At 38.9% G+C, this 24,244-nt stretch carries 20 protein-coding genes, 1 tRNA gene and 1 pseudogene; 10 read left to right on the top strand and 12 right to left on the bottom strand.

Going from position 1 to position 24,244, the window contains the following annotated elements:
• Position 1 precedes the first annotated feature (1 nt).
• The 5 genes from ACFS6I_RS00975 (at position 2) to ACFS6I_RS00955 (ending at position 6,566) form a co-directional block, all read left to right on the top strand.
• Complete coding sequence (locus ACFS6I_RS00975) at positions 2-1,336, top strand: SWIM zinc finger family protein (RefSeq protein WP_380917466.1); 1,335 nt, start codon at positions 2-4, stop codon at positions 1,334-1,336.
• Between the two features lie 547 nt (positions 1,337-1,883).
• Positions 1,884-3,155, top strand: coding sequence for a family 16 glycosylhydrolase (locus ACFS6I_RS00970; RefSeq protein WP_380917464.1), 1,272 nt, complete (start codon positions 1,884-1,886; stop codon positions 3,153-3,155).
• A gap of 64 nt (positions 3,156-3,219) precedes the next feature.
• The gene (locus ACFS6I_RS00965) at positions 3,220-3,588 is read left to right on the top strand and encodes a SpoIIAA family protein (protein ID WP_380917462.1); all 369 of its coding nucleotides are present in this window, start codon (positions 3,220-3,222) and stop codon (positions 3,586-3,588) included.
• Positions 3,589-3,821: 233 nt separating this feature from the next.
• Positions 3,822-4,205: a hypothetical protein gene (locus ACFS6I_RS00960; protein ID WP_380917460.1), complete on the top strand. Its 384-nt coding sequence runs from the start codon at positions 3,822-3,824 to the stop codon at positions 4,203-4,205.
• Positions 4,206-4,280: 75 nt separating this feature from the next.
• A complete protein-coding gene (locus ACFS6I_RS00955) occupies positions 4,281-6,566 on the top strand; it encodes a TonB-dependent receptor (RefSeq protein WP_380917458.1) in 2,286 nt (761 codons plus the stop codon).
• Positions 6,567-6,647: 81 nt separating this feature from the next.
• Here the strand turns inward: ACFS6I_RS00955 and ACFS6I_RS00950 are convergent, their stop codons facing one another.
• The 3 genes from ACFS6I_RS00950 to ACFS6I_RS00940 all read right to left on the bottom strand — a co-directional run bounded on the left by ACFS6I_RS00950 (position 6,648) and on the right by ACFS6I_RS00940 (position 9,247).
• Entirely contained in the window at positions 6,648-7,751 is a 1,104-nt protein-coding gene (locus ACFS6I_RS00950; protein ID WP_380917457.1) for an alkene reductase, read from the bottom strand.
• Between the two features lie 67 nt (positions 7,752-7,818).
• Entirely contained in the window at positions 7,819-8,832 is a 1,014-nt protein-coding gene (locus ACFS6I_RS00945) for a zinc-binding alcohol dehydrogenase family protein (protein WP_380917455.1), read from the bottom strand.
• Positions 8,813-9,247, bottom strand: coding sequence for a DoxX family membrane protein (locus ACFS6I_RS00940; protein ID WP_380917453.1), 435 nt, complete (start codon positions 9,245-9,247; stop codon positions 8,813-8,815). Before ACFS6I_RS00940 ends, ACFS6I_RS00945 begins: the two co-directional genes overlap by 20 nt.
• A gap of 706 nt (positions 9,248-9,953) precedes the next feature.
• Here ACFS6I_RS00940 and ACFS6I_RS00935 point away from each other — a divergent pair.
• Positions 9,954-11,666 carry an FAD/NAD(P)-binding protein gene (locus ACFS6I_RS00935; protein WP_380917451.1) on the top strand — a complete coding sequence of 571 codons (1,713 nt, stop codon included), beginning with the start codon at positions 9,954-9,956 and terminating at the stop codon, positions 11,664-11,666.
• A 33-nt stretch (positions 11,667-11,699) separates the two neighbouring features.
• On the opposite strand, the gene ACFS6I_RS00930 is transcribed toward ACFS6I_RS00935, so the two are convergent.
• The 6 genes from ACFS6I_RS00930 to ACFS6I_RS00905 form a co-directional block, all read right to left on the bottom strand.
• The gene (locus ACFS6I_RS00930) at positions 11,700-12,134 is read right to left on the bottom strand and encodes an N-acetyltransferase (protein WP_380917449.1); all 435 of its coding nucleotides are present in this window, start codon (positions 12,132-12,134) and stop codon (positions 11,700-11,702) included.
• 76 nt (positions 12,135-12,210) lie between these two features.
• Positions 12,211-12,678 carry a GNAT family N-acetyltransferase gene (locus ACFS6I_RS00925; protein ID WP_380917447.1) on the bottom strand — a complete coding sequence of 156 codons (468 nt, stop codon included), beginning with the start codon at positions 12,676-12,678 and terminating at the stop codon, positions 12,211-12,213.
• A 46-nt stretch (positions 12,679-12,724) separates the two neighbouring features.
• Positions 12,725-13,372 (bottom strand): type A chloramphenicol O-acetyltransferase, encoded by a 648-nt coding sequence (gene catA, locus ACFS6I_RS00920; RefSeq protein ID WP_380917445.1) that lies wholly within the window; start codon positions 13,370-13,372, stop codon positions 12,725-12,727.
• Positions 13,373-13,607: 235 nt separating this feature from the next.
• Positions 13,608-14,690, bottom strand: coding sequence for a DUF418 domain-containing protein (locus ACFS6I_RS00915; protein WP_380917443.1), 1,083 nt, complete (start codon positions 14,688-14,690; stop codon positions 13,608-13,610).
• Positions 14,691-14,763: 73 nt separating this feature from the next.
• Positions 14,764-15,336: a Crp/Fnr family transcriptional regulator gene (locus ACFS6I_RS00910; RefSeq protein WP_380917442.1), complete on the bottom strand. Its 573-nt coding sequence runs from the start codon at positions 15,334-15,336 to the stop codon at positions 14,764-14,766.
• A 78-nt stretch (positions 15,337-15,414) separates the two neighbouring features.
• Positions 15,415-15,837 (bottom strand): GNAT family N-acetyltransferase, encoded by a 423-nt coding sequence (locus ACFS6I_RS00905; RefSeq protein WP_132771324.1) that lies wholly within the window; start codon positions 15,835-15,837, stop codon positions 15,415-15,417.
• Positions 15,838-16,406: 569 nt separating this feature from the next.
• Here ACFS6I_RS00905 and ACFS6I_RS00900 point away from each other — a divergent pair.
• Positions 16,407-16,728 (top strand): annotated as a pseudogene (locus ACFS6I_RS00900) (DUF2938 family protein).
• 67 nt (positions 16,729-16,795) lie between these two features.
• On the opposite strand, the gene ACFS6I_RS00895 reads toward ACFS6I_RS00900, so the two are convergent.
• Positions 16,796-17,035 carry a helix-turn-helix domain-containing protein gene (locus ACFS6I_RS00895; protein WP_206368172.1) on the bottom strand — a complete coding sequence of 80 codons (240 nt, stop codon included), beginning with the start codon at positions 17,033-17,035 and terminating at the stop codon, positions 16,796-16,798.
• A 76-nt stretch (positions 17,036-17,111) separates the two neighbouring features.
• Between ACFS6I_RS00895 and dinB the strand changes: the two genes are divergently transcribed.
• Positions 17,112-18,260 (top strand): DNA polymerase IV, encoded by a 1,149-nt coding sequence (gene dinB, locus ACFS6I_RS00890; protein WP_380917439.1) that lies wholly within the window; start codon positions 17,112-17,114, stop codon positions 18,258-18,260.
• A 7-nt stretch (positions 18,261-18,267) separates the two neighbouring features.
• Positions 18,268-21,321 (top strand): DNA polymerase III subunit alpha, encoded by a 3,054-nt coding sequence (locus ACFS6I_RS00885; protein WP_380917437.1) that lies wholly within the window; start codon positions 18,268-18,270, stop codon positions 21,319-21,321.
• Between the two features lie 195 nt (positions 21,322-21,516).
• Here ACFS6I_RS00885 and ACFS6I_RS00880 read toward each other — a convergent pair whose 3' ends face one another.
• The gene (locus ACFS6I_RS00880) at positions 21,517-22,668 is read right to left on the bottom strand and encodes a hypothetical protein (RefSeq protein WP_380917435.1); all 1,152 of its coding nucleotides are present in this window, start codon (positions 22,666-22,668) and stop codon (positions 21,517-21,519) included.
• Between the two features lie 473 nt (positions 22,669-23,141).
• Between ACFS6I_RS00880 and ACFS6I_RS00875 the strand changes: the two genes are divergently transcribed.
• Positions 23,142-24,017 (top strand): heparin lyase I family protein, encoded by an 876-nt coding sequence (locus tag ACFS6I_RS00875; RefSeq protein ID WP_380917433.1) that lies wholly within the window; start codon positions 23,142-23,144, stop codon positions 24,015-24,017.
• Between the two features lie 114 nt (positions 24,018-24,131).
• On the opposite strand, the gene ACFS6I_RS00870 is transcribed toward ACFS6I_RS00875, so the two are convergent.
• Positions 24,132-24,207 (bottom strand) — tRNA-Phe (locus ACFS6I_RS00870).
• Positions 24,208-24,244 lie beyond the last annotated feature (37 nt).

The following is a 24,244-nucleotide window of genomic DNA, read 5'->3' as shown; positions in this document are numbered from 1 at the left end:
CATGGCAATTACAGATTTAGCGTTCAGCTACAGCAATAATTCAACACTTGTACAGCAATCAGGTATGCAGCAATTGGTGCTTGCCCACCAGTCCGAATTAAGTGAAGTAAGTGCTGTTCCGTGTTTTTTCTGGGGCAGTATTACCGATCCGCTGTTAACTTCAAAATGCTTATTGACATTAGCCAAAGTGGTGCAGTCCAGTTTTGGACCGGTACCCCCGAGTCTACGGGATCCTATTGTATCTGCTGGTACAGATCAGATCCGCTTTGAAGGATTCTCTTCCTGCAATGGTGTGTATGCACGGGTTGATCTGCTTGAAGATGCCATCGATGGCGAGTTTATCAGCAGTGGTACGACCAATGTAGACTTTAATGAGCCTATGCTCAATGCCTTAAATGCCGTTAAAAAAACGGAGAAAATGGTGCTGGGTGTCGGAAGTAAAGAGGTTTCCATCAGTACCGATAAAACCAAAGTAGTGGAAAAGAAAGTCACTTTACCACCCCGATGGATCAAAGGATTGACCTCTGTACAGCTATATCTTGCCGGTATGCAAGAAAAATACAGTTTGTCCAAAATACAGATTATCCAACTGTTTCAGGGCATTCCAAAAGGGAATATAAAAGGTGAATTATTCCTGAGTCAGAGAGGGCCTAGGTTTGTGTTTTCACCTATTGCAACAGCGGGATCAGTACGCGTAGGCGGTGTACAGCGCTTGCGTTTATTGGAGGGAATCTTGCCTTATGCGGAAAAGTTGATCGTCTATCAGGAAGACGGAGGCGAGAGTTGTGCCTTTGTTGCCGATTTTGGTAAGATCAGACTTTCGTTGGCATTATCGCCCGATAACTACCGCGGTTTTTCAGGGGAAGGAAATGTATTGGAAAATATGGTCAAGGCGGTGCCTCAAGAATGGGTACATGCCGTGAACAGCCTGCTCAAGTCCAATGCACTTTTTGATCCGACTTTATTAGCGATAGAACACGATGTGGATTTTGCATCCATGGATACCTTGACAGGTTCCCTTTCTTCAATAGGTTTACTCGGGTATGATCTGCATGATCATCAGCATTATTACCGCAGATTGCCCTTTAAGACAGAGCGTATCCTGGCTCTAAATCCTAGATTGAAGAATGCACAGAAATTAGTGACAACTGATGGTGTTCAATTTGTTAAAAATACGCCAAGCTACATCGAAGCCAGAGTTGAAGGTTCGGGTGTAAAACATACCGTGATTATTGCTGGAGACAAACAGCAATGTACCTGCGACTGGTTTACCAATCATCAAGGAAAACGCGGACTGTGTAAACATATCCTAGCTGTTAAAATGCTAAACGGATAGTCTTATTTTCAGAATGATAAAGCTTTGGTGAAAACAAACATCAAAGCTTTGCAGTCATTATAAAGAAAAGATGCTTCCTTAATAAGAAAGCATCTTTTCACGTTTATTACAGCTCTATTTGATTAATTTTTACTCTTCTGTATCTTCATTCTTCCCCACAACTATTTCTTATTTTAACGTATAAACAGCAAGAAAATGTTTGATGTTATGTTATTTATTTATTTGAGAGAAATCTGATGTCATTTATGTCGTTAAGCATCTCGGAAATGATTTAAATTATAGCTTAAACCTATCCTTATAATTTTTTGCTGTCTTTCAGTGCAGGTGCAAAGGGAATGCATTCCCCATATTGTCTAGTTTTTATTAAAAAATTAGTTGTTATCCTAAAATTTATTGTATCTTAGAAACATTATGTAGTACATAAATATAACCAATAACCTTGTAACTAACGTGAGTAAGATTAGATAAGACCGTAAAGAATGTGATCAAAGAGGATTTTCTAGTTACAATTTATAGTGAGCACTTTTTAAATTTTTAAATAATCATTATGAACAGAAAAACCCTAAATTTTATGGCAGCTGGTTCTTTGCTAGCTGTTTTCAGTATGCATGTATCCTGCAGCAAAGAACATGTAAACCAATCAACTGATCAATTGTTAAATGTGTCAAAAACAAAAGCGGTTGCGATTACCGCTTCCGTACAAAGTTTATCCGATTATGAATTAATTTGGTCGGATGAATTCAATACGGTAGGTGGCTTTGACAACAGTAAATGGAGCTATGCCGAACGCGGTACTGTAGCCTGGAACAAGTATATGACGCATACATCTGATTATGTTTCGCAAGATGGTAATAATCTCGTGCTGCGCATGGACAATGCTGTGATTCCAACAGATCCGGTTCCGTATCATAGTGGCGGTGTTAAATCACAGAGTAAATTCAGTATGACCTTTGGTAAAGTAGAGGTCAGGGCAAAATTTACTCAAGGAAGGGGTTCGTGGCCAGCGATATGGATGATGCCAGAACCTGCAACGGCTTATGCTGGATGGCCGGGATGCGGTGAAATCGATATTATGGAGCATGTCAATAATGAGATGGTCGTGCATCAATCGGTGCATAATGCGACCGTAACAGGTTCTGGGGGAGGTACCAGTGCGACACATTCTACGAGCTATAATGCAGCAGACTATAATATTTATGGTCTCGAGTGGAGCCCGAATGCACTCAAATTTTTTGTTAATAATACCCTTCAGTATACGTATACGAAGGCCACTGGAGCGACTTGGCAACAATGGCCATTTGATGTTCCTTTTTATTTAATTTTAAATCAAGCTGGTGGAGCGGGTTGGCCTGGTGCTATTACGAACGCGGATTTGCCGTTTAATATGCAAGTGGATTATGTACGTGTTTATAATCTGCCTATCTTTTACAATGGTGGGTTTGAAACGGGTACACTTTCGCCTTGGACTTCTTGGGGTGGCAATGCGGCGATTGTTAGTTCCAATATGCGTACCGGATTAAAATGTATTCAATTGACGGGGGGAGCAAATGCTGTTGAACAGTATTTAACGGGACTGCAACCTAATACGACCTATCGGTTTTCTGGATATGGTAAAGTTGCCGCTGCTGGACAACAGGTGTTACTTGGGGTTAAAGGTTATGGCGGCGCTCCTGTCGATGCGGCCTTTAATACCACTTCATACAGCAATAATTCCGTTACTTTTACAACGGGAGCAACACAAACAACGGCAACTTTATACTTTTATAAGGCTGGTACCGGAACTGTTTACGGAGATGATTTTACTTTAGAAAAATTATAACAAAGAGTCGATGTGAACTAAATGGAGCCTTGTTTGTATCTTTTGTATACATAATGTTCATGATATGCTTACAGTTATTCAAAATCTGCCTGACCATGTGTTTGGCGTTCGTGCAAGTGGAGAGGTCACCAAAGATGATTTAAAAGAAGTTTTATTGCCCGGACTGGAATCCCTGGCCAATCAATATAAAGAGATCTACTATCTTTTGGTATTGGATACCGATGTGCAGAACTTTACTGCAGGTGCCTGGGTGCAGGATCTGATAGCAGGAGTGAAGCACTTTACGGATTGGAAGAAGATGGCCATCGTAACCGATCAGAAAGCGGTAGAAAAATTTACGGATGCCTTTAGTTACATCAGTCCGGGCGAAGCTAAGGGCTATGAACTCCGAGAGCTGCAAGATGCGATCGATTGGTTGAGTATTAAAAAGTAAGTGCATGTGCTGAAGGCATTGCCTGCGGGGTTTGCTTTTGAAATCACAATTTTTCCAATCTTATTTATTACACTTAAAATTGGAAAAGGAACAATTGAGGTTCTGCAAAAATTCCATTCAAAGCAATTTATCGCAGTCAAGTGTTTCGCGAAAAGCTGTACAGGTAAAAAGAAATATACTAAAAAGCGTAATAGCAACTTTGTTGCTATTACGCTTTTTAGTATATTTGCCTTGTGCTGATACATAAACAAATCCAATCTAGAAGTTTAAAAGCGAATCTTATCGTTTTTTTGTATCTCTATTGGATTGTCTGTAGTATATTTTTTCTACATATCCATGTTCTAAAATCTGGTGAAGTTATACAGCATAAGCATCCTTATCCGATTACAAAGAAGGGGAATGATCACCATAGTGAGAATGAAATTCGTACTTTTAGTTCTGATTATCTTTTTGAGTTTTCCGAAGGGCCTGTTTATCATAACCTAAATCCATTTTTTACACTGTGGGGTGTTTTATGGAAATTTCCAATCGATCTTTATGAAATTTCGCAGTCTTTAATTCCGACCTTCCCTCGCGGTCCCCCAATCTTCATCAATTATATCACTATGGTGCTGTAGCACCATTTCATTTTCTGGTTTTTTACGATTTAAAATGCTTTGTCATGGCTAATAATGATGAAGTAATGAATATATATGATGAAGAAGTTTTTATTTTTTGCTTTGTCGGTTATTGCTACGTTTAATAGTTACGGGCAGACGGACAGTAAGCATACCGGGCGCATTTTGGATGACAAAAAGGGGGCGCCGATAGCAGGGATTACTATTAAAGTACCGGACCTTAAGCTTGAGCTCGTTTCGGATCAGAACGGCGGGTTTATCATTCCTCCGAAATATAAAGGGCAACATTTGGTGGAATTTAGCGGTGTCGGTTACCAGACGCGAAGTTTGAAAATTGATTTGAGTAGTCATGATGTACTTTCAATTCCATTAAGTCCAAGCAATTTAACGCTGGATGAAGTGATTGTAACGAGTGCGGCGATCAGCTCAAGCAGTAAAAAAAATAGCACTTCAATTGCTGTTGTGGGCAAACAGCAATTATTGGAGCCTGCGACGAATGCAATAGAAGGTTTGGCCAGGCTAGTGCCGGGGGTAGCGGCGATTACGACTGGATCGTCTATCGCTAAACCTGTAATCCGGGGGCTATCATCCAACCGGGTTGTGACGATTAGCAATGGTGTCAAGCAGCAGGGAAATCAGTGGGGCGATGAGCACGGGATCGAGATTGATCAATATGGTGCAGATCGTGTCGAAGTATTGCGGGGTGCGGCATCTTTGATGTATGGATCCGATGCACTAGGAGGAGTGATCAATTTTTTGGAGCCCCTTGTTCCGCAAAGTGGGGAAGTTAAAGGCGAGGTATTATCCAATTATTCGACCAACGGCGGATTAAGTGCCAGTTCTGCTATGTTGACAGGTAATCAAAATGGATTTGTCTGGAGAGGAAGAGGAACTTATAAAAATGCTTATTCATTTAAGACCCCTACAGGTTATTTTCCAAATTCAGGTTTTAATGAAACGAATTTCAGCGCCATGTTTGGGCTTAATAAATCTTGGGGTTATTCCCATGTAAACGCATCTTTTTTTCGCAATAATATTGGATTTTATGAACCTGCTTTTGATAGCCAGGGTAATTATATCGATGCGGCAGGGAATCGTTTTACGGATCGAGATTTTAAAAATAGAAGCCTGGAGTTTCCGAAGCAGGATATCCGACATACAAAGCTTTCTTGGAACAATCAGCTTATTCTAGATCAGGGATCATTAAAATTTGATCTTGGTTATCAGAACAACCAGCGTCGAGAACATGATAATCCTGTTCCCAATCTCTTTTTGGATCTACATACATTAACCCTTGATGCGAAGTATACTGTCAATGAATTTCAGGGATGGCATCCAGCTTTTGGGGTCAGTGCCGAACATGCTAAAAACTCCAATAAAGGGGCTGAATTTTTGCTTCCCGATTACCAGAGTTTTGGAGTGGGGGCTTTTGGGTATCTTAAAAAGACCTGGGATAACACGACTGTTAATGCTGGTGTGCGCTATGATTATCGTGTCAATGATGGTGATGGATATGTCAAAGATGGCGAAACGTTTGAAAAGTATAAAAATCATTTTTCGAACGTTAGTTTTGCTACGGGTCTAACGCATCAAGTGAGTCCATATATTAATCTAAAAGCCAATTTAGGGAATGCTTTTCGATCTCCCAATCCGGCAGAACTAAGTTCAAATGGTGTCCATGAGGGAACGTTCCGGTATGAAATCGGTAATACGGCTCTGAAGCCCGAAAAAAGTTATCAGGCGGATATCAGTATAGACTACGATCGGGGTATATTCAATGGAAGTATCAGTCTTTATTCTAACCTGATCAAAGATTATATCTACATCTCATCACGGCCTGGTGATGAAACAGCCGATGGGATGGCAATTTATCGGTATGGTCAGGTTGATGCACAGCTGCATGGATTTGAAGGAGATTTTAATATTACCTTATTCCGTTATCTTACTTTTAACAATATATTCTCGTACACGTATGCTAAAAATAAAACCCTGGATAGACCTTTACCTTTTATTCCAGCAGGACAGTTCAAAAATAGCCTGAAATATAGCCCGGAAATTAAAGGGTTGTCGGCCAGTTATTTAAAAGTCGGTATTGATAACTTTTTTGCGCAACGACGCGTAGACCGTGAATTTGAAACCAGTGTATCGGGATATACTTTGTTAAATGCTTCGTTAGGAACGACGTTTAAGATCAGGGGATTAAATATACAAACGTATATTGCTGGAAACAACTTGCTTGATAAAAAATATTACGATGCATTGAGCCGTCTGAGACCCGGCAGATTAGATCATCATGACCTCTCATTGGGTGTCTATAATCCAGGGCGCAATGTTACTTTTGGCCTGATTACATCTTTCTAAAACCACAAAAGTGGAAGCAGGGATGCTTCCACTTTTGTCATCACAATAATCTTTTTTCTCCTTCCATCCAGCTCGTCTGAATCAATTCATAAATGTATAATCTGTGTATCCTCGGGAATCACCTCCTCCAAATAAAGTATGATTGTCTGATATGTCATTTAAGGGAGCTTCCAATTTAACACGTTGCGGATAATCCGGATTTGTTAAAAATTTCCTTCCGAAACCTATTAAGTCAACCAAATTGTCTGCTAATAGTTTTTCTCCCTCTTCAGGAGTTTTATTTCCTGTTGCGATGATGGTATTTGTGAATTTTTTTCTCAATTCTATTCGGAATATTTCTGGAATTAAGGGTGCATCTGCCCAATCTGCTTCACAGAGATGGATGTAGGCAATATCTAATTTATTTAATTCCTCGGCGGCTAACATAATCGTATCAAGTATTTCGGCATCGTCCATATCCTTAAAAGTAATGAACGGAGAAAGACGAACGCCTGTTCTTTCTTTCCCTACAGCCACAATTACAGCTTTTGTAATTTGAATTAATAATCGAATCCTGTTTTCTTGAGTACCTCCATACGCATCGATTCTTTGATTGGAGTTGCTCCGTAAAAACTGGTCAATCAAATAACCATTAGCCCCGTGAATTTCTACTCCGTCGAAACCAGCTTCTATTGCATTTTTTGCTCCTTGTGCAAATTCTTGAATGACCACCTCCATATCTTCTTGCGTCATTTCTCTTGGTTCTTCGACAGGTACAAAAGTAGCATCTCCATTGGTTGCACCATCAAATATATAAACATTCGTATCTTTTGCTATTAATGACGATGGTGCAATAGGTTGTAATCCGTTAACTTTGGAAGATGAAACTCTTCCGACATGCCACAGTTGTAAGAAGATTTTGCTACCGGCATGATGTACGGCTTTTGTTGTTAATTTCCAACCTTCAATTTGTTCTTGGGTATAAATTCCAGGTGTTTTTGCATAGCCCTTTCCTTGTAAAGAAACTTGGGTAGCTTCTGTGATGATAAGTCCTGCAGATGCTCTTTGGGCATAGTATGTTGCCATTAAGGCATTCGGAATATCGCCCGGTTGTGATGCCCTTGAGCGTGTCATCGGAGCCATCAGGAAACGGTTTTTTAATGCTATCCCTTTCAGGATATAGGATTCGAAAAGTTTTGCAAACATGTTATTTCGTTTTGTAAATATTTTATTGATGCTATTGTGATAAAACTGGGGTAATCTGTATTTCGGGTTAAAATTTTAGAACTACCTTACCGATTGTTTTCCCACTTTCCAATAGACGGTGCGCCTCTTTGAGGTTATCTGCCGTAAATCCTTCGATGGTCGTATTAAGGGTTGACTGTAAAGTCCGGGCATCAAAGAGTTGGGCAATTTTGTTGAGGATATGATGCTGTTCTATCATGTCGTCTGTTTGAAACATGGAACGTGTAAACATGAGCTCCCAATGAAAGCTGACACTTTTGCCTTTTAGCTGACGGAGGTTTACCTGTTCTGTAGGATCGCTGATTGAACCAATTTTTCCCTGCGGTTTGATGAGTGCCACCATCGCATCCCAATATTGATTTACATCTACAAAATCTACAATAATATCTACCGAATCAAAACCGGTATTTCTTACTTCGTTCACTAAATCTTTGTGGTTCACAACAGAATCTGCTCCAAGTTTTTTGCACCATTCAATTGTGTCTGGTCTCGATGCCGTTGCAATAACGTGTAAGCCTAAGATGTTTTTAGCCAATTGAATGGCTACGGACCCTACACCACCAGCGCCACCGATAATCAATATAGATTTGCCTTTGTCTTTTTCAGGATCAAGGCGTAAACGGTCAAATAAAATTTCGTAAGCCGTAAGTGCAGTTAAAGGCATTGCGGCAGCTTCTGCAACGCTTATCTTTTTGGGAGCAAAGCCAACAATACGTTCGTCCACCAGCTGATACTCCTGATTGGAACCGTCTTTTGTAATGTCTCCTGCATAGAAAACGTGATCTCCTTTTTTGAAAAGCATTGCTTTATCTCCAATTTCTTCCACCGTACCTACAGCATCCCAACCAATAATTTTTGGTTCGTTCAATATGTTATCTTTTGCGGCGCCCTGTCTAATTTTATAATCGACCGGGTTGATGGAGATGGCCTCGATTTTTACTAAAATATCATGTCCTGTTGGTGGAACTATTTCTTTTTCAAATTCAATGAAGCTTTCTGCTTCGTTGATAGGTAATGATTTTTTAAATCCTATTGCTTTCATTTTGTCTAATTTTGTTTTTAAATAAGTGGTCAGCGGCATAACTGTTATTATTTACTTGGGTAATCAATTGGTAAAAAAGCAAGGCATAAATCATTTGTATACCCATTGCTTCCCAATTTTCAATGGTGCTGCTTCCAAATAGTAATAAAATAATAAGGATAGCACCAGCTACACTTGTGCGATACGTAAATAGGCCAGTGATGAGCAGTAGTCCAATGAGGAATTCTGCGAAAGGCAAAGCCATTCCGAATATTTTGATCGAAAAGGAAGGAAGCCAGCTTTTTTGAAAATTGGTCACCATGTTATCACTAAAAGCACCAAGTTTTGGAATACGCGCTAAGCCGTGTCCCAGCATATTGACGCCCATTGCTGCCCGCAGTAAAGCATAGGCGACCGAAGAATTATTTGTCGTCATATCTGTTTTGATTTATATCGAATTAATTTTTCAATAGTTTTAAATTACAGTACAAAATTAGAGTCGCAAGGCTAGGGGTTTTAGTAAATTTAAATGTTTTTTTTGTATAAATTCATTGTTATGAACCGAATGGGGCTGGATACCGAAGTTCAGCAATCTATCACAGATGCCAGATCTGATCGCTGGGGTGAAATATGAGAGACGAAGTTATCGGAATGCAGAAAATGATGCTGTAATAAGTATAAACTATTGGGATAGGTGGTTTATGCCTGTTGGCTTCACATAAATACTTGATTTTACCGTTAGCAGAACTTTGCTAGCGATACGTTGTTATCATTGCGAATATGCGATACGGTGTTTATAAGGATTGAGGTATTTTCCGAAAAAAACCTTTTTTTAAAATTTTAGCGAAACAATAGTCGAGCTGAAATTTGGACCAAATGATCTTTTATTCAACATGAATGAGGAGGAGAGCGAGATTACCTTTTTTTAAGGTTTCCTAATGGAAAAATTGTCGAAGAGCATAATACTTGGATCATCAAGATCGATCACTTGGAGAATATTATTAAAGATTATGGGAAACTGAAAGTGACCTGTAGAACACAATGTAAAAATCGACCTTCCACAGTATGCCGATAGCATATTCGATGGAAAGTAAAATCAGTAGAAAGTTGACGTATAAAATTAATCAATAGCCTTAAATTGTATGGACAATCAAAAATTAAGTTCCATTGCGCTGATCGGTGGGGGGCCAGCCGCTTTATTTATGTTAAAGGAGATTGTCAACCAAAATCTTGCGGTTGAACATATCTCCATTTTCGAAAAAAATGAACGTTTGGGAGTTGGAATGCCTTATGGTAAATATGGGGCCCGTAAGGAACACTTGGCCAATGTTTCGGCCAACGAAATTCCAGCATTAATTGACGATGTCCCGACTTATCTGTCACGTTATGCTGGAACTGATTTTCCGGATTACTATGCGCATGGTAAATCGAATCCCTATCAGGTTTTACCAAGACTTCTTTTAGGGGATTATCTTGAAAATCAATTTCACCAATACATAGCCTTGGCCATCAAGCGTAAAATAAAGGTGGAGGTTTTTACCGAGACCGAAGTGATTGATCTGGTGTATGATAGGGCAAATGAATTTTACTCCGTATTTACGGCCACTGATGTTGAATATGAAGCTGAAATGGTTGTTATCTGTACCGGGCATTATTGGCCCGAAACTTTTGAAGGAAAGATAAAAGGGTGGTACGATTCGCCCTATCCACCTGCTAAATTTGATCAAATGACTAATTTTCCGGTCGCTATTAAGGGTGCTTCTCTAACTGCTGTCGATGCCGTAAAGACATTATCTCGTCTGAATGGCCGTTATATCGTAGAGAATGATCAGGTGAGTTATGTTCTGCATGAAGAATCGCCCAATTTTGCGATCCATTTATTTTCCACAGGTGGTTATCTACCTGCACTGCGTTTTCACTCGGAAGAGGAACCTTATGCGGTATCTTGGTCCATGACACTGGATGAAATTTATGAATACAAAGAGAAAAATGACGGTTTTGTAGATCTTGACTACGTTTTTGAGCGGAATTTTAAATGTCCGTTGCAGAAAAGTGATCCTGCTTTTTATGAAAAGATAAAAGAAATGACGATTGAGCAGTTTGTGGAAGAAATGTTGCGCATCCGAAATGAACTTGACAGTTTTACGCTTTTTAGAGCGGAATATCTCGAAGCAAAAAAATCCATTGACAGAAGGCAGTCGATATCCTGGAAGGAAAAACTGGCTGCTTTTAGCTATGCTATGAACTATCCTGCTAAACACTTCTCTGCAGAAGATATGCTTCGGTTGCGGAGGGTTTTGATGCCGCTCATCAGTGTGATCATTGCTTCTTTACCTCAGGAATCCTACAGAGAAATTATTGCATTATATGAAGCTGGTGTCATTGACCATATTCAAGTCGATAAAGCTAGTCAGGTAGACCCTCATCATGATTTCGGTGCCATTTATAGCTACATGGACACTGAGGGTAAACAAAAGAAAACGCATTATCAATTATATGTTGACGGTACAGGACAACAACCATTGGAATTTAATGACATGCCGTTTGAAGGGATCAAAAACGAGGGGCTGATCAGTACAGGATACCTGAATTTTAAGAATAGGGCTGAAGGGGAAAAGTATTTTAACGAAAAGGGTTATCATGTGAAAAGCAGTACTAACAATTTTTATATGCAGGTAAAGGGACTGAGTATTAATGACCATTTTCAGGCACTTGATGCTTTTGGAAGTGCGACTAAAAATCTATTTATTATGGCTGTACCGTTTATTGGCGGGCTGAATCCGGATTATTCAGGTCTTGACTTCTGTGACACTGCAAGTGAGCGTATAGTGGAGTTCATCAAGAATAAAAGATAAGATTTTTGTTTTAAGATTATTTGGATCATCCGATTATTTGGCCTTTATCCATTCCATTCGGCAGTCTGTTGCGCCTGTATTTTCGTCCAACATTTCTTCGGTAATCCGAAAACCGTGTTTCTGATAAAAATGGATTGCTTGTTCATTCAAGGCGTAAACATTTAACGAAAGCTGATCACATTTTGTCTTTATGAACTGCAGAAGTGTAGAACCGTATCCTTCTCCTTGATGAGCAGGACTTATAAATAAGGCTGCAATATGATGGTCTACGACTGATACAAAACCTTTAATACTATTCGATTCATCTTCCAAAATCCATGTTTTACTGGATGGTAAATAAATATCTTTCATCTTTTGAGCGCTATTGATCCAGAAGGATGAATCTATAAAATGATGTGCTTTTATGGAAGCTTCCAGCCAGATATCAATTAAATGACTGTAGTCATTTTGTGCAGCAATTCTTATCATATTAAATTCTTAAGGGTTTTAAGTCGTTCCATATATTTTAATTTAACGATAGCGTTTTATTGAAATCAATAAGCTGCTATTTTATTTTCATTCGCATAGATTTACTAAAGGTTTCAAAACCTTCACGCAGATACAATGCCTCTGCTAGGGTATTTTTTGCCAGTACACTTAGTTCTAGATAATCTGCTTCCTGCTCTTTTGCCCATTGCTTGATGCGGTCAATCAATGCTTTTCCAATTCCTTTTCCGCGCATATTCTGATCAACCACAATATCCATTAAATACATGCATTTTAACGGAACAAAACAATTATAAGGCGGGCTTTCTTCTAGTTTTGCAATGGCAAAACCTTTTGCCTCTCCATCTATAGTGTAAATGAATGCAACAAAATTATCTGCTGCTGCAACTACTTGCTGAAGAAAGGCTTCATCCTGAAGGGCAGGCTGAAGGTAATCAGGTTCATAGTTTGCCAGCTGTTCAAATAGCAGTGAATAAAGTGCTTTTATCTGTGGAAGATCTGCCGATGTTGCTTTTCTAATATCCATATATTTTTCGAGCTAAATTAAAATCGATTTCCTCATCTTTTTAGCTTTATTTAAATGTTTGAATGGTCGTGCAAAATTCCTGTAAGGTGTTGATCAATTTGGCAACATGTAGGCCATCGCAAACGGCATGGTGCACTTGTATGGCCAATGGCATGAGGATTTTGTTTCCTTCCGTCTGGTATTTTCCAAAAGTAAAACTGGGGGCAAAATAGTCCGTAAAATCAGCAATATTGAGGTTAAAACTCTCAAAATGAATCCACGGAAGTGCCGAAATATTAAAATGATTTTTGGGAGCTTTTTCAGGGAGGAAGCTTCTGTTGTTTTCATTTCTTTGAAGGACCGCGTTATAGCTGGCTATAAAATCATGGAAGCTATCGGTGTAGGGTACAGAGAGTGCAGAAAAAGTTTCTGTATCCTGATGAAGGACTGTATAAACCGGGTTTACAGAGTCCCAAATAATCAAGTCACCATCTTTCATTGCCATTTTAAACTCAGGATGTTGGTTCACGGCTTTAGACAGCAGATAAATCATCACAGGATAAAATTTAAATCTCTGTTCTTTTACAAAAGGAATAACTGCTGAAATATCTAATTTAACGGTCAAACTGAATCCGCACTTTATCGCATCACGATAAGCATCAAAGTGTTCCTTCCGGTTCCACTCTTCTATATTTACTGTTTTGTATGCTGTCATGATTGTATTGTTTTTTAATAGGTGTATTTTAATACGCCTTGTTTGTTTTGAGTTATTGGATACAAGTTACAAAATATGCCAGACAAGAACGAAATGTGAAATTCTACGCTGAGAAACTGTATTTAACGCTACATTATTTAACCACATTATGAAAGTCGGAAACTGGAAAATGTATGTTGCAGGGGATTGGCCATGTGGTTGTAATACAGGCTAAATCATTATCGTTATTCAGATATCAACTTGATATTTTTCTCATCAGCGTTTCCAAGGGGCCATTCTTATATTTTGTCTTCCATATTTTGCTGAAATAGTAACTGAAGATAAAATATACTATAGAGAATGTCAATATCCACAAGGGGTGTACATAATCTGTTTCATTGATATTTGCTCCATAGGGTTTACCGGAGAGGAGTGAAAAAATAATCATTCCGATGGTTAAGTGCGCGATGTAATGGGTGAGGGTCATTTGTCCAGTTGTTGCTAAATTTTGGATAAATTTATTTTCTAAGAAAAACGAACTGCTATACATGAAGCCTGCGATCAGCATCAGTCCAAAACCTATTGTGCTCAACAAAAATGGTAAAAGGGGAGGAAGATAATCTGCAGTAATGATCTCTATCAATTCTTTATTGGTAAAAATATTTTGTGCGCAGATCTGTAATATGGTAATGGGTATAAAAAGTGCGGCTCCTAATAGAAATACCTTTTTTTTGGTGATCAATAATGTCCAATTTAATCTGCCGAGATACATTCCGGTGGTAAAATAGGCTATCCAAGGAAAAACACTGTTCCAGCCATTGTAAAATGTGTTTCGTATAAATCCCGATATCGACCATAGATCGGTATATTCAAGTGTATCAAAGTTCCATCCTTTTTCGAATGGAATAATAAGCAGTAACACATGGAAAACTAAGATTGATAGAATACTAGCGATCAGGTAATATCTTGTGGGTAAAAATAAAAGAAAAGTGGCAATGAATAGGTATAATCCATAGAAATGCAGGATATCTGCTGGCCACCATATGCTGAGCAATAATCCTAAAACGAATAGGAACAATGCTCTTTTTAAAACAATATGTCTTAGTTTTTTCCTCTCCTCGGCCGTATAATGTGGTCTATTGGTCATCAAAGCTATTCCCATTCCTGCAAGCATGACAAATATAGTACTTGAATTTCCACTGAAAAGCAATAGAAATTTTCCGACCAGACTTGTGTCGTTATAACTCCCAAACACCATATTAAAGTTGACAATATACATTCCAAAAATGGCATATGCTCTCGCTAAATCAAACCCAATAATTCTACTTTTGTTACCCATAATATGTAATGTTTAAATGAAAATTCAAATTTCTAAGATTGAATCTGCATTCCATTTGACTTAGGTCAAATAATCAAATTTTGGATCTGATTCTGCTCAGTGTTTCCAAGGATATGCCTAAATAAGAAGCAATATAGGTAAGTGGAACTTCAAGAATAATGTGAGGCTGTTGCCGGAGTAACTGTAAGTATCTCTCAGTTGCATTGCGTGTTCGAAATTCAAATAACCTTTTTTCGAGCCACATCGCATAATATTCTGTCATCATCAGATCAAGTTCAACCAGTTTTGGGAACTTTGCTTTAATCATCTGAAATGATTGCGCTTCGGTCTGGTAAACCGTTACATCTGTGACGGCTTGAATAAATTCCTTACTGGGTTTTTGAAGTACATAGCTATCAAATGAAACCGCAATATCATGTTCAAAAATAAGCTCGGTTGTGATTTCCTTCGTATCATTCCAATAGAATTTTCGTAGAATTCCCTGTTCAATCCAGAAACTATACCGACACAGTTTATCTTGATGTAAGAGAAATTCCCCTTTTTTATATCTTTTTAATTCTCGAGTATTTTCTAAAGCGGATAAGGTTTCAGAATCTAAATTTTGAATCAGTTCATCTATTTTTTTGAGTTGTATTTTTTCGGTCATATCCGCATGGTCTTTTTCATTTTCTTATGGCAAGCTAAACTACGCTAAAATAATAAGGCGTTTGAGTTAAAAGCAAGATTATAATCCCATATGCAAAATCGGATATGCTTTGCCTTGTCCATCAATTTCGGATCTGTTCAGTATCTGAAATCCGATATGCGTATAAAATCCAACGGCTTGTAAATTTTGTTCATTAACATCCACTTTGGAGATCTTGAAATGATCTATACCGTGGGTCACCAGCTTTTTTCCGATCCCCTTGCCACGAGCATTATGGTGAATAAATAGCATTTCAAGATTTTCACCAGAAATCCCCATAAATCCAATTAAAGTCCCATTGTCATCATATCCAAATAGTTTAACATGTTCAAAATAATTTGGGATATGTTCTTTATAATAATTGAAATCTTCTTCTTTAAGAAAATCGTGTGTATTTGATACTGCACTCTCCCATATTTTTATCAGAGTGGGATAATCTGTTATGTTAATTTTTCTAATCATGCTCGTATATATTAGTGAACAAAATTCTGTTATTTTTTACAGTAAACGCTGAACTCAGGTTAAAAAATGTACTTATATATGCCGCTTAAGGCTTGAGGGGTAATATCCTGATAAAAGGCAATATACTTGAATGGGATATAATTTAATACAGGACCCTATTCATAGTGTGATAATTTAAACCTGATAAAGTTAATGTTTATTGCTGTTCTCTGTTGCGATTCCTTTGATTTGTGCAGTTTTCCCAAGGATATGTGTCAGTTATTATCGGTTGAAGCATGCTAACTTTGAATCATTAAAATGTTAGAATGATGGCACAGGAAAATCATAACTTCAAAAGTGGATACAGCCAATCAGTAAAGAGAAATTAATTTTATAAAATAACAAGCACATGAACATCCTATCACAATACATCAGTTATTCCATATTTATCGGCGTTGGTGCCACGATTTTTATGGATTTGTATGCTTTATTTATCAAAACTGATTTTTAAAATTCCCTCTTTGGATTATGCTCTTGTAGGGCGTTGGATAGGTCATTTTTAACAGGGTGTTTTCGCTCATAAAAACATTGTGCATGCTGAAAAAATCACTGGTGAAAGGGCTTTGGGCTGGATGGCACATTACCTCATCGGTATTTCATTTGCGCTTTTTACTTTTATTGATCTGCGGTCTGGACTGGTTGTACCAACCTACATTTTTAGTTTGTATAATTGTCGGAGTTGCGACTACTGCAGCTCCTTGGTTTATGATGCAGCCTGCGTTTGGTTTTGGCATCGCCGCATCTAAAACTCCAAAACCTGTCACGGCGCGATTAAGAAGCTTACAGGCACATGCTATATATGGTTTTGGATTATATATAGCCGCATTACTCTTGAATAAGCTCATTTTATAACCAGATATTATTATAATCGTAAGTTTTTATTATCTGTACGGAGCGTGAATAACCGAGTCGCTAAGCGCTATATTTCTTGTAGTTTATATTTCCTGAGATCAACAGTGAGTAATTGATCGGTGCTGACCTGAAAGTAGCGCGATAGCGCTAAGAGCACATCTAGTGGTGGAGCCGTTTTCCCGATTTCGTATTTCGCATAAGAATCTCTTGTAACAGCTAGTTCAGCAGCAATTTTTCCTTGTGTAAGTCCGGGTATCTGCATCCTGAGGTACCTGATATTATCAGACAAAATCGATAGTGTTGACATTTTGTGAATATTAATCACATCAAATGTAAGGATAAATGTGAAAAATATTAGTATTTTTACTAAATAATTTAGTGAAATGAATAGGGCGATTGTACATATGGATTTGGATACCTTTTTTGTATCCTGTGAGCGGCTGGTAAATTCGCAACTCAACGATATTCCGTTGATTATTGGTGGAGGGGATCGGGGAGTGGTTTCTTCCTGTAGTTATGAAGCAAGAACTTTTGGTGTGCGGTCTGCGATGCCGATGAAGATGGCATTACGGCTCTGTCCTCAGGCCAGAGTAGTAAAAGGGGATATGGAATTATATTCCAAGATGTCCCATACGGTGACAGAAGTGATTGAAGAAAGTGCTCCAGTAATGGAGAAGGCTTCTATCGATGAGTTTTATCTTGACCTGACCGGGATGGATAAATTTTTCGGGGCTTATAAGTGGACCAATGAACTGGGAGCCAAAATTGAAAAGGAAACAGGTTTGCCTATCAGCTATGCTTTATCTATTAATAAAACGGTCAGTAAAATCGGCACAGGCGAATCCAAACCTCATGGTCATCGTGAAATACCTTCAGTGGGTGTTCATTCTTTTCTTAATCCATTATCCATTAGAAAGATGCCGATGGTGGGGAATGCTACTTTCCAGCTCTTATCACGAGTTGGGATCCGTACAATAGGTACATTGTCCGAAATTCCTGTTGAGGTGCTGCAGCAGATGATCGGGAAAAATGGGGTCGATTTATGGAAAAAGGCAAATGGGATTGATGAAACTCCTGTTATGCCCTATTCGGAAAGAAAATCGATTTCCAAGGAAAGAACTTTTAATAGCGACACCACAGATATTCGTGTTGTGAAAAGCCTCATCTCGGGTATGGCCGAACAGCTGGCTTACCAGCTGCGCTGTGAAAAATGGTTGACTTCCACCGTAGTAGTCAAGATCAGGTACTCTAATTTTGATACTGAAACGAAACAATGCCGTGTCACTTATACCTCTGCAGATCATACGCTGACAAGGATCGTTTTAGAACTTTTTGATAAAATTTATACTAGACGGATGCGTCTTCGATTGGTAGGACTTCGGTTTACCGATCTGGTGCACGGAAGTTACCAAATGAATTTATTTGAAGATAATACACAGCTTATCAATCTGTATCAGGCAATGGACGCCATCAAAATGCGCTATGGCAGTGATGCGGTGGGCAGGGCAGTAGGTTTTAATTTTTCAACTTAATAGTCTTATGTTTCTTAACTGCCACTCTTTTCACAGTCTTCGTTATGGAACGCTTTCCATAGAGGAGCTCGTGGAGCAGGCCGCCGTCTTGGGGTTAAAGGAGCTTGTGCTGACGGATATCAATACCATTTCGGGCATCTATGAATTCAAAAAGAAATGTGAAGAAAAGAACATCAAACCTATTGCTGGTATTGAAGTTCGCAGAGGAAGTGAGCTGCTTTATATTACCATTGCAAAAGAGTTTCAGGGTATCGGAGAGGTGAACCGGGTTTTGACTTCCTATAATTGCGATGGGATTGACCTGCCGGCACAGCCTGATTTTCCGAACTGTTTTGTGATCTATCCTTTAAGCAATATTCCTGCGCAGCTCCATGAAAATGAATATATCGGCATCCGGGAGGAAGAACTGAATAGCTTGTTCCGTAAAGAGTATCAGGCGCTGATTGCAAAGATGGTGATCTTGCAACCTGTGACTTTCACAACGAAAAAGGAATTTAATCTACACCGGATACTGCGAGCGATTGACAACAATATGCTGCTGTCGAAATTGCCGAAAAGTGAAATTTGCAGTAAATCGGAGTACTTGAGGTCGGAACAATCGCTATTGGAGGCTTATCAGCATTATCCGCAAATCATTGCGAATACCAAAAATATACTTTCGATATGCCAGTTCGAATTTGCGTTTACCACACGGAGAAATAAAAGACACTACAAGGGATCAAAGGAGCACGATATCAATAAATTAACAGCACTGGCTTATGCAGGACTGGAAAGACGCTATGGAAAGGATCATGCAGTAGCGAAACAGCGTGTTGAAAAGGAACTTCAGGTGATCGATGAATTAAATTTCAGTGGTTATTTTCTCATTACCTGGGATATCATCCGCTATAGCAACAGCATGGGTTTTATGCATGTGGGTAGGGGAAGCGGAGCCAATAGCATAGTTGCATATTGCTTGGGCATAACGGATATCTGTCCTTTGGAACTGGATCTTTACTTCGAGCGATTTCTAAATTTAAACCGAAAAAGTCCGCCCGATTTTGATATTGACTGGAGCTGGCAGGAGCGGGATATGATATTGAAATATATCTTTGACCGCTATGGAAAAAACCATGTTGCTTTTTGTGGTACGAATGTCGAATTTAAGTACCGTTCCATTATTCGTGAGATGGGTAAGGTATTTGGTTTACCGAAAGAGGAGCTCGATGAACTGACCAAAAATCCGGAAAAAGTTTTTAAAGATCAGGTGGTCCAGAAAGTGCAGGAGTATGGAAAGTTATTGGAAAAGTTTCCCAATCAGCGCAGCATGCATGCCTGTGGGATTATTATCTCTGAAGAACCGCTTACCAATTTTACGGTTCTTGAAATGCCTCCCAAAGGTTTTCCGATCGTGCAGTGGGATATGCATGTTGCGGAGGATATCGGTTTTGATAAATTTGATATTCTGTCGCAACGCGGACTCGGTACTATCAATGATACGGTGAAACTATTGGAAGAAAAACGGGGAATTAAAGTAAACATTAGGGATACGACGCTTTCCAAGGATGAAGCCCTATGTAATGAATTTTTAAGCCGGGGGAAAACGATCGGATGTTTTTATATTGAAAGTCCTGCGATGCGCGGCCTGCTGCGAAGATTGAAATGTGATAATTATAAGGTGCTGGTGGCGGCATCATCGATTATACGTCCCGGTGTAGCGCAAAGTGGTATGATGCGGGAATATATTTTTAGGCATAATAATCCAGATCAGTTTGAATATTTTCATCCGATATTTGAAGAACAGCTCGGTGACACCTATGGTATTATGGTTTATCAGGAAGACGTGATTAAAATTGCACTCCATTATGGCGGGGTTTCTGCTGCTGATGGTGATATATTGCGTAGGGCCATGAGTGGAAAAGGCAGATCGCGTAAGGCGCTTCAAAAAGTAAAGGATGATTTTTTTGAATCTTGTAGGCAACAGGGGCATCCGGAAGAACTGAGTACAGAAATCTACCGGCAGATTGAATCTTTTGCTGGATATTCATTCTGTAAGGCGCATTCTGCTTCTTATGCCGTGGAGAGTTACCAGAGCTTATACCTCAAACTCTATTATCCTCTTGAATTTATGGTATCTGTCATCAATAATATGGGCGGTTTCTACAGAACGGAAGTGTACATCCATGAGGCCCGCATGTCTGGCGCCAAGATCCTGAATCCATGCGTGAACAGGAGTGAGCAGCAGACTACCATCTATGGTGATGAGGTTTATCTGGGATTTATGCATCTGGAGAAATTGGAAGCGAAACTTGGCCGGTTGATTCCTGAAGAAAGGATCAGAAATGGGGAGTATCGCTCTTTGGAAGATTTTATTAAACGTATTCCGATCGGTATTGAAACCTTGCAGATTTTGATCTTTATTGGAGCTTTTCGGTTCAGCGGTGTACCCAAAAATGAGCTATTGTTAAAATCAAGGGTGCTGCTCGGTGATTTTAAACCTGGACGTCGCGCTGAAACCTTATTTGAGGAGCCTGTCAAGCATTTTAAATTTCCGGAATTGAAACGCAATATCTTTGAGGATGCTTTTGACGAGATAGAAATTTTAAGTTTTCCGGTCTCGTGTACGCCCTTCGATCTGCTGCAGACAAAGTACAGGGGAACAGTGATGGCTAAAGATCTGATCCAACATCATAAAAAGGAGGTCAAAATGCTTGCTTATCTGATCTCACGGAAGCATGTACCTACAAAAAGGGGAATCATGTATTTCGGGACCTGGGTGGACAACAATGGTGATTATTTTGATACGGCTCATTTTCCGGACTGTCTGGAACGGTATCCTTTTCAAGGGGGTGGATGCTATTTACTCTTAGGAACGGTAGAAGTGGACTTCCATTTTCCGACCATAACCATAACGAAGATGGCAAAGATGCCTTTTATTCCTGATCCACGTTACTCACATGATGAGGAAAAGAAGTATGAAGCGCAGGAACGTATGAGAGAAGATGTCAGCATGACTTTTAGAGCTCCTTACCCACAAGAACATGAAATTGGGTTGCCCCGGATGAAAACAGTTAAGGAGTAACCAAGTTGCGCTGTGACAACTAAAATTGCGAGTGAATCAGTCAGTGATATGCGATATAAAAGGTTAGATCGAATAGACGAGTGTGAACCGAAGTGGTTTTGATTCCTTTAGCGTCCCTTTTTTGAAAGGAGAAAGGGCGATGTGCAGTTTATTTTAGCCTACCCTTTTTTTGGGGGGTAGGCCAATCAGTGGTTCCTAGGCTGTGTTAGGCTTTTTTTTAGAGGATGTTGCCGAATCATCCAGATCCTTATTGAGCTGATCGATAATAGCCATCAGTTTATTTTTCAGAATACGAATCTCATGATGAAGTTTGGTTTTGTCAAACTTGAGGTGCTGTGCTTCGGTCATCTTTATCCCATTGGCTGTATGAATAGGATTTACAAAGTTTTGACCCCACAGTTTTTTAGTTTCCCCTTTTGAAAATTTCACTTTTTGAAAATAGTGGTGGTATACGGTAAGTCCTCCCGCGGTTAAATTACTAAAGATACTCCTGTTCTCATCGCTGTCGTAATTGCGGGATGCGGGTATTTCGCCTGTGCTGCTGATCTTTTTTTTGACATATTGGATCAGTTTTTTAGATAAACTATTACTTTTGCTGTCAAATTGTACCGTAGAATAGCGTGCCACCTGTTTCAATTTGAACAGGATATCATTTAGATAGTTCCGTTGTTTATCTATGTCGGCTATATCTTCTAATGTTTTATCCAGCAAATCGAAACATTGATTGAGAAAACCGATGTGATTGAAATTTATACTGATCATAAATTTAATAAAGCAATGGTTATAATCCCTGTCCCACGTATCGTGGGCAATGTGTCTGAGTACCCTTAGAAGTTTGATGAAGAATAATTGTTGCTCATAGCTGAGGTTCCGACCGGGCGCACGGAACTGATCTTCCAGTACGTGCTGAATCTCAATTAGAAAGCATTCGGAAACATCTTTTTCTATTAAAGTAGCTTTTAGAGCAGGAAACTGCTCCATGATTTCTGTTTTTAAGACATGAAGGTGAAATTGTGTAAGCGATGCCTGTGGGTCCATATCCTTGTTATAGCTGGTTTCAATATGGATCAGGAATTGGTAGTATTTAAGAATTGTTTCATCGGCCTGTTTATGTTTATAACGGTAGAGCTCATCCAACAAATTGCATAACTGTCTATAGAACAGCCTGAATGATTTGCGTGTTAGTAATAATATTTCTTTGTTGCCATATCGTAGAACAAATTCTTGTTCTAACTGGAAGATGATAGTAAGAAGGTTTTGATCGGCTTTAACATGTTCTTCTTCATTTAAATGTGGAATGCCATAATATAGTATGGCTCTCTCCAGCTTCAGTAATACTCGGTTCATAGCTGCTATAATTTGGTTTAACTTAATTTTCTTACACTTAAAGCTACAATATTTCTTTTGAAAAAACCAGTAGATCGTATTAAATTCTTAATGTTGGGAAAAAATATTTTACATCAATCCTAGAAATGATGCCTGGAGCTCTGTTATGAGGGAATTAGATCATTTGGCCCCCGTATTGTTTATGTAACAAATAAAGCTTCTCAAAAAGAAAAACCATCCTTTTATTGATATTCAATAATTATCTATATTTGCATTTTTAAATAAAAAATTGGGATTTAAGTCTGAGGAGAAAATTGTCATTACGTTAATCTTTAGGGGATTTTGGTCTTGAAAAGGTATGATATCAAACAATTTTCGGATCGCTTTGTTGAATTTTTATTTTTGCTTTGGATGTTGTACTGTAATACTACATCTCCTGATAAAACATAAATTTTAAGATGATAAAATCAAATAAACTACTCTTTTAAGCATATATGAAAAAGAAATCGATTTCTCGACAGTACTATCTATTCATTGCCAATACATTGTTCATGGCTTCCTGTAGTAAAAACAGCAAAGGTGTAAATGACCAAGATCTGATTGATTTGAGGCCAGTGGGGGTACAATCACAGCCCATTATTGAAAATGATACAATTTTAAATGTAACATACGAAAATGGCTTGCTTAATTCGGGTATTACGGGAGTAACGTCGACTAAAGCCACTGCATCTGATGCCGCATATATGGTTAATCTTGCCGAAAATGGTGCCACCAATGCCATTGCTCATAAAATTGTATTTGGCGATCAGGGATATTACTCCGATGATGCTTACAGAAGTGAAAGTGATGCTGTGGCTATAAAGAATGCGCGTTTTTTTCCGGGTGATGAGCGTCGTTACGAGTTTAGTGTTTTGCTTAAAGATTGGACGCCATGGGTTTCGGGTCCTACTTATGAAACAAATGTTTTCCAGTTAAAGGTATCAGGAAATAGTACAACAGGATCGGGTGTTCCACTCCAGTTTCGTACGGCGAGAAATACGATGCGTTTACGATATGAGGGTTCATCTTCTATCAAAAATATTATTCCCGATCTGCGTCCTTATGTAAATCAATGGATGCATTTCAGGGTAGATGTATTATGGGCAGATGGACCTACAGGGTATATGAGGACTTATATGAAACTTCTAGGGCAAAATGATTATACCTTGGTTGATGAGAAAACAAACTACCGTACTTTTGCGGGCAATGTAAATATTGGTAATATCGGTTATATTAAATGGGGTGTTTATGGAACACAGACGGGGCTTACGCGGATTGCTTACCATGATAATATCAGGATTATCAAACTTCCGTTACAAGAGGGAAATTAAATAGTGACCAGTGACTGAGTGACTAGTAACGTAGTGATGGAGTGTCCAGTAATGTAGTGATAAGTGAAGTAGGGGTATAAATAAAAAGTCCATCTCGTTTGAGATGGACTTTTGTGGTGGTGCCAGCTGGATTCGAACCAGCGACACAAGGATTTTCAGTCCTTTGCTCTACCGACTGAGCTATGGCACCTTCCAAGTTTTTGTTTTGAATCTGTTACTTTCAGATC

The organism is Sphingobacterium anhuiense, from assembly GCF_042686355.1.
GTDB lineage: Bacteria > Bacteroidota > Bacteroidia > Sphingobacteriales > Sphingobacteriaceae > Sphingobacterium > Sphingobacterium anhuiense.
This window is presented reverse-complemented; position numbering and strand designations above follow the sequence as displayed.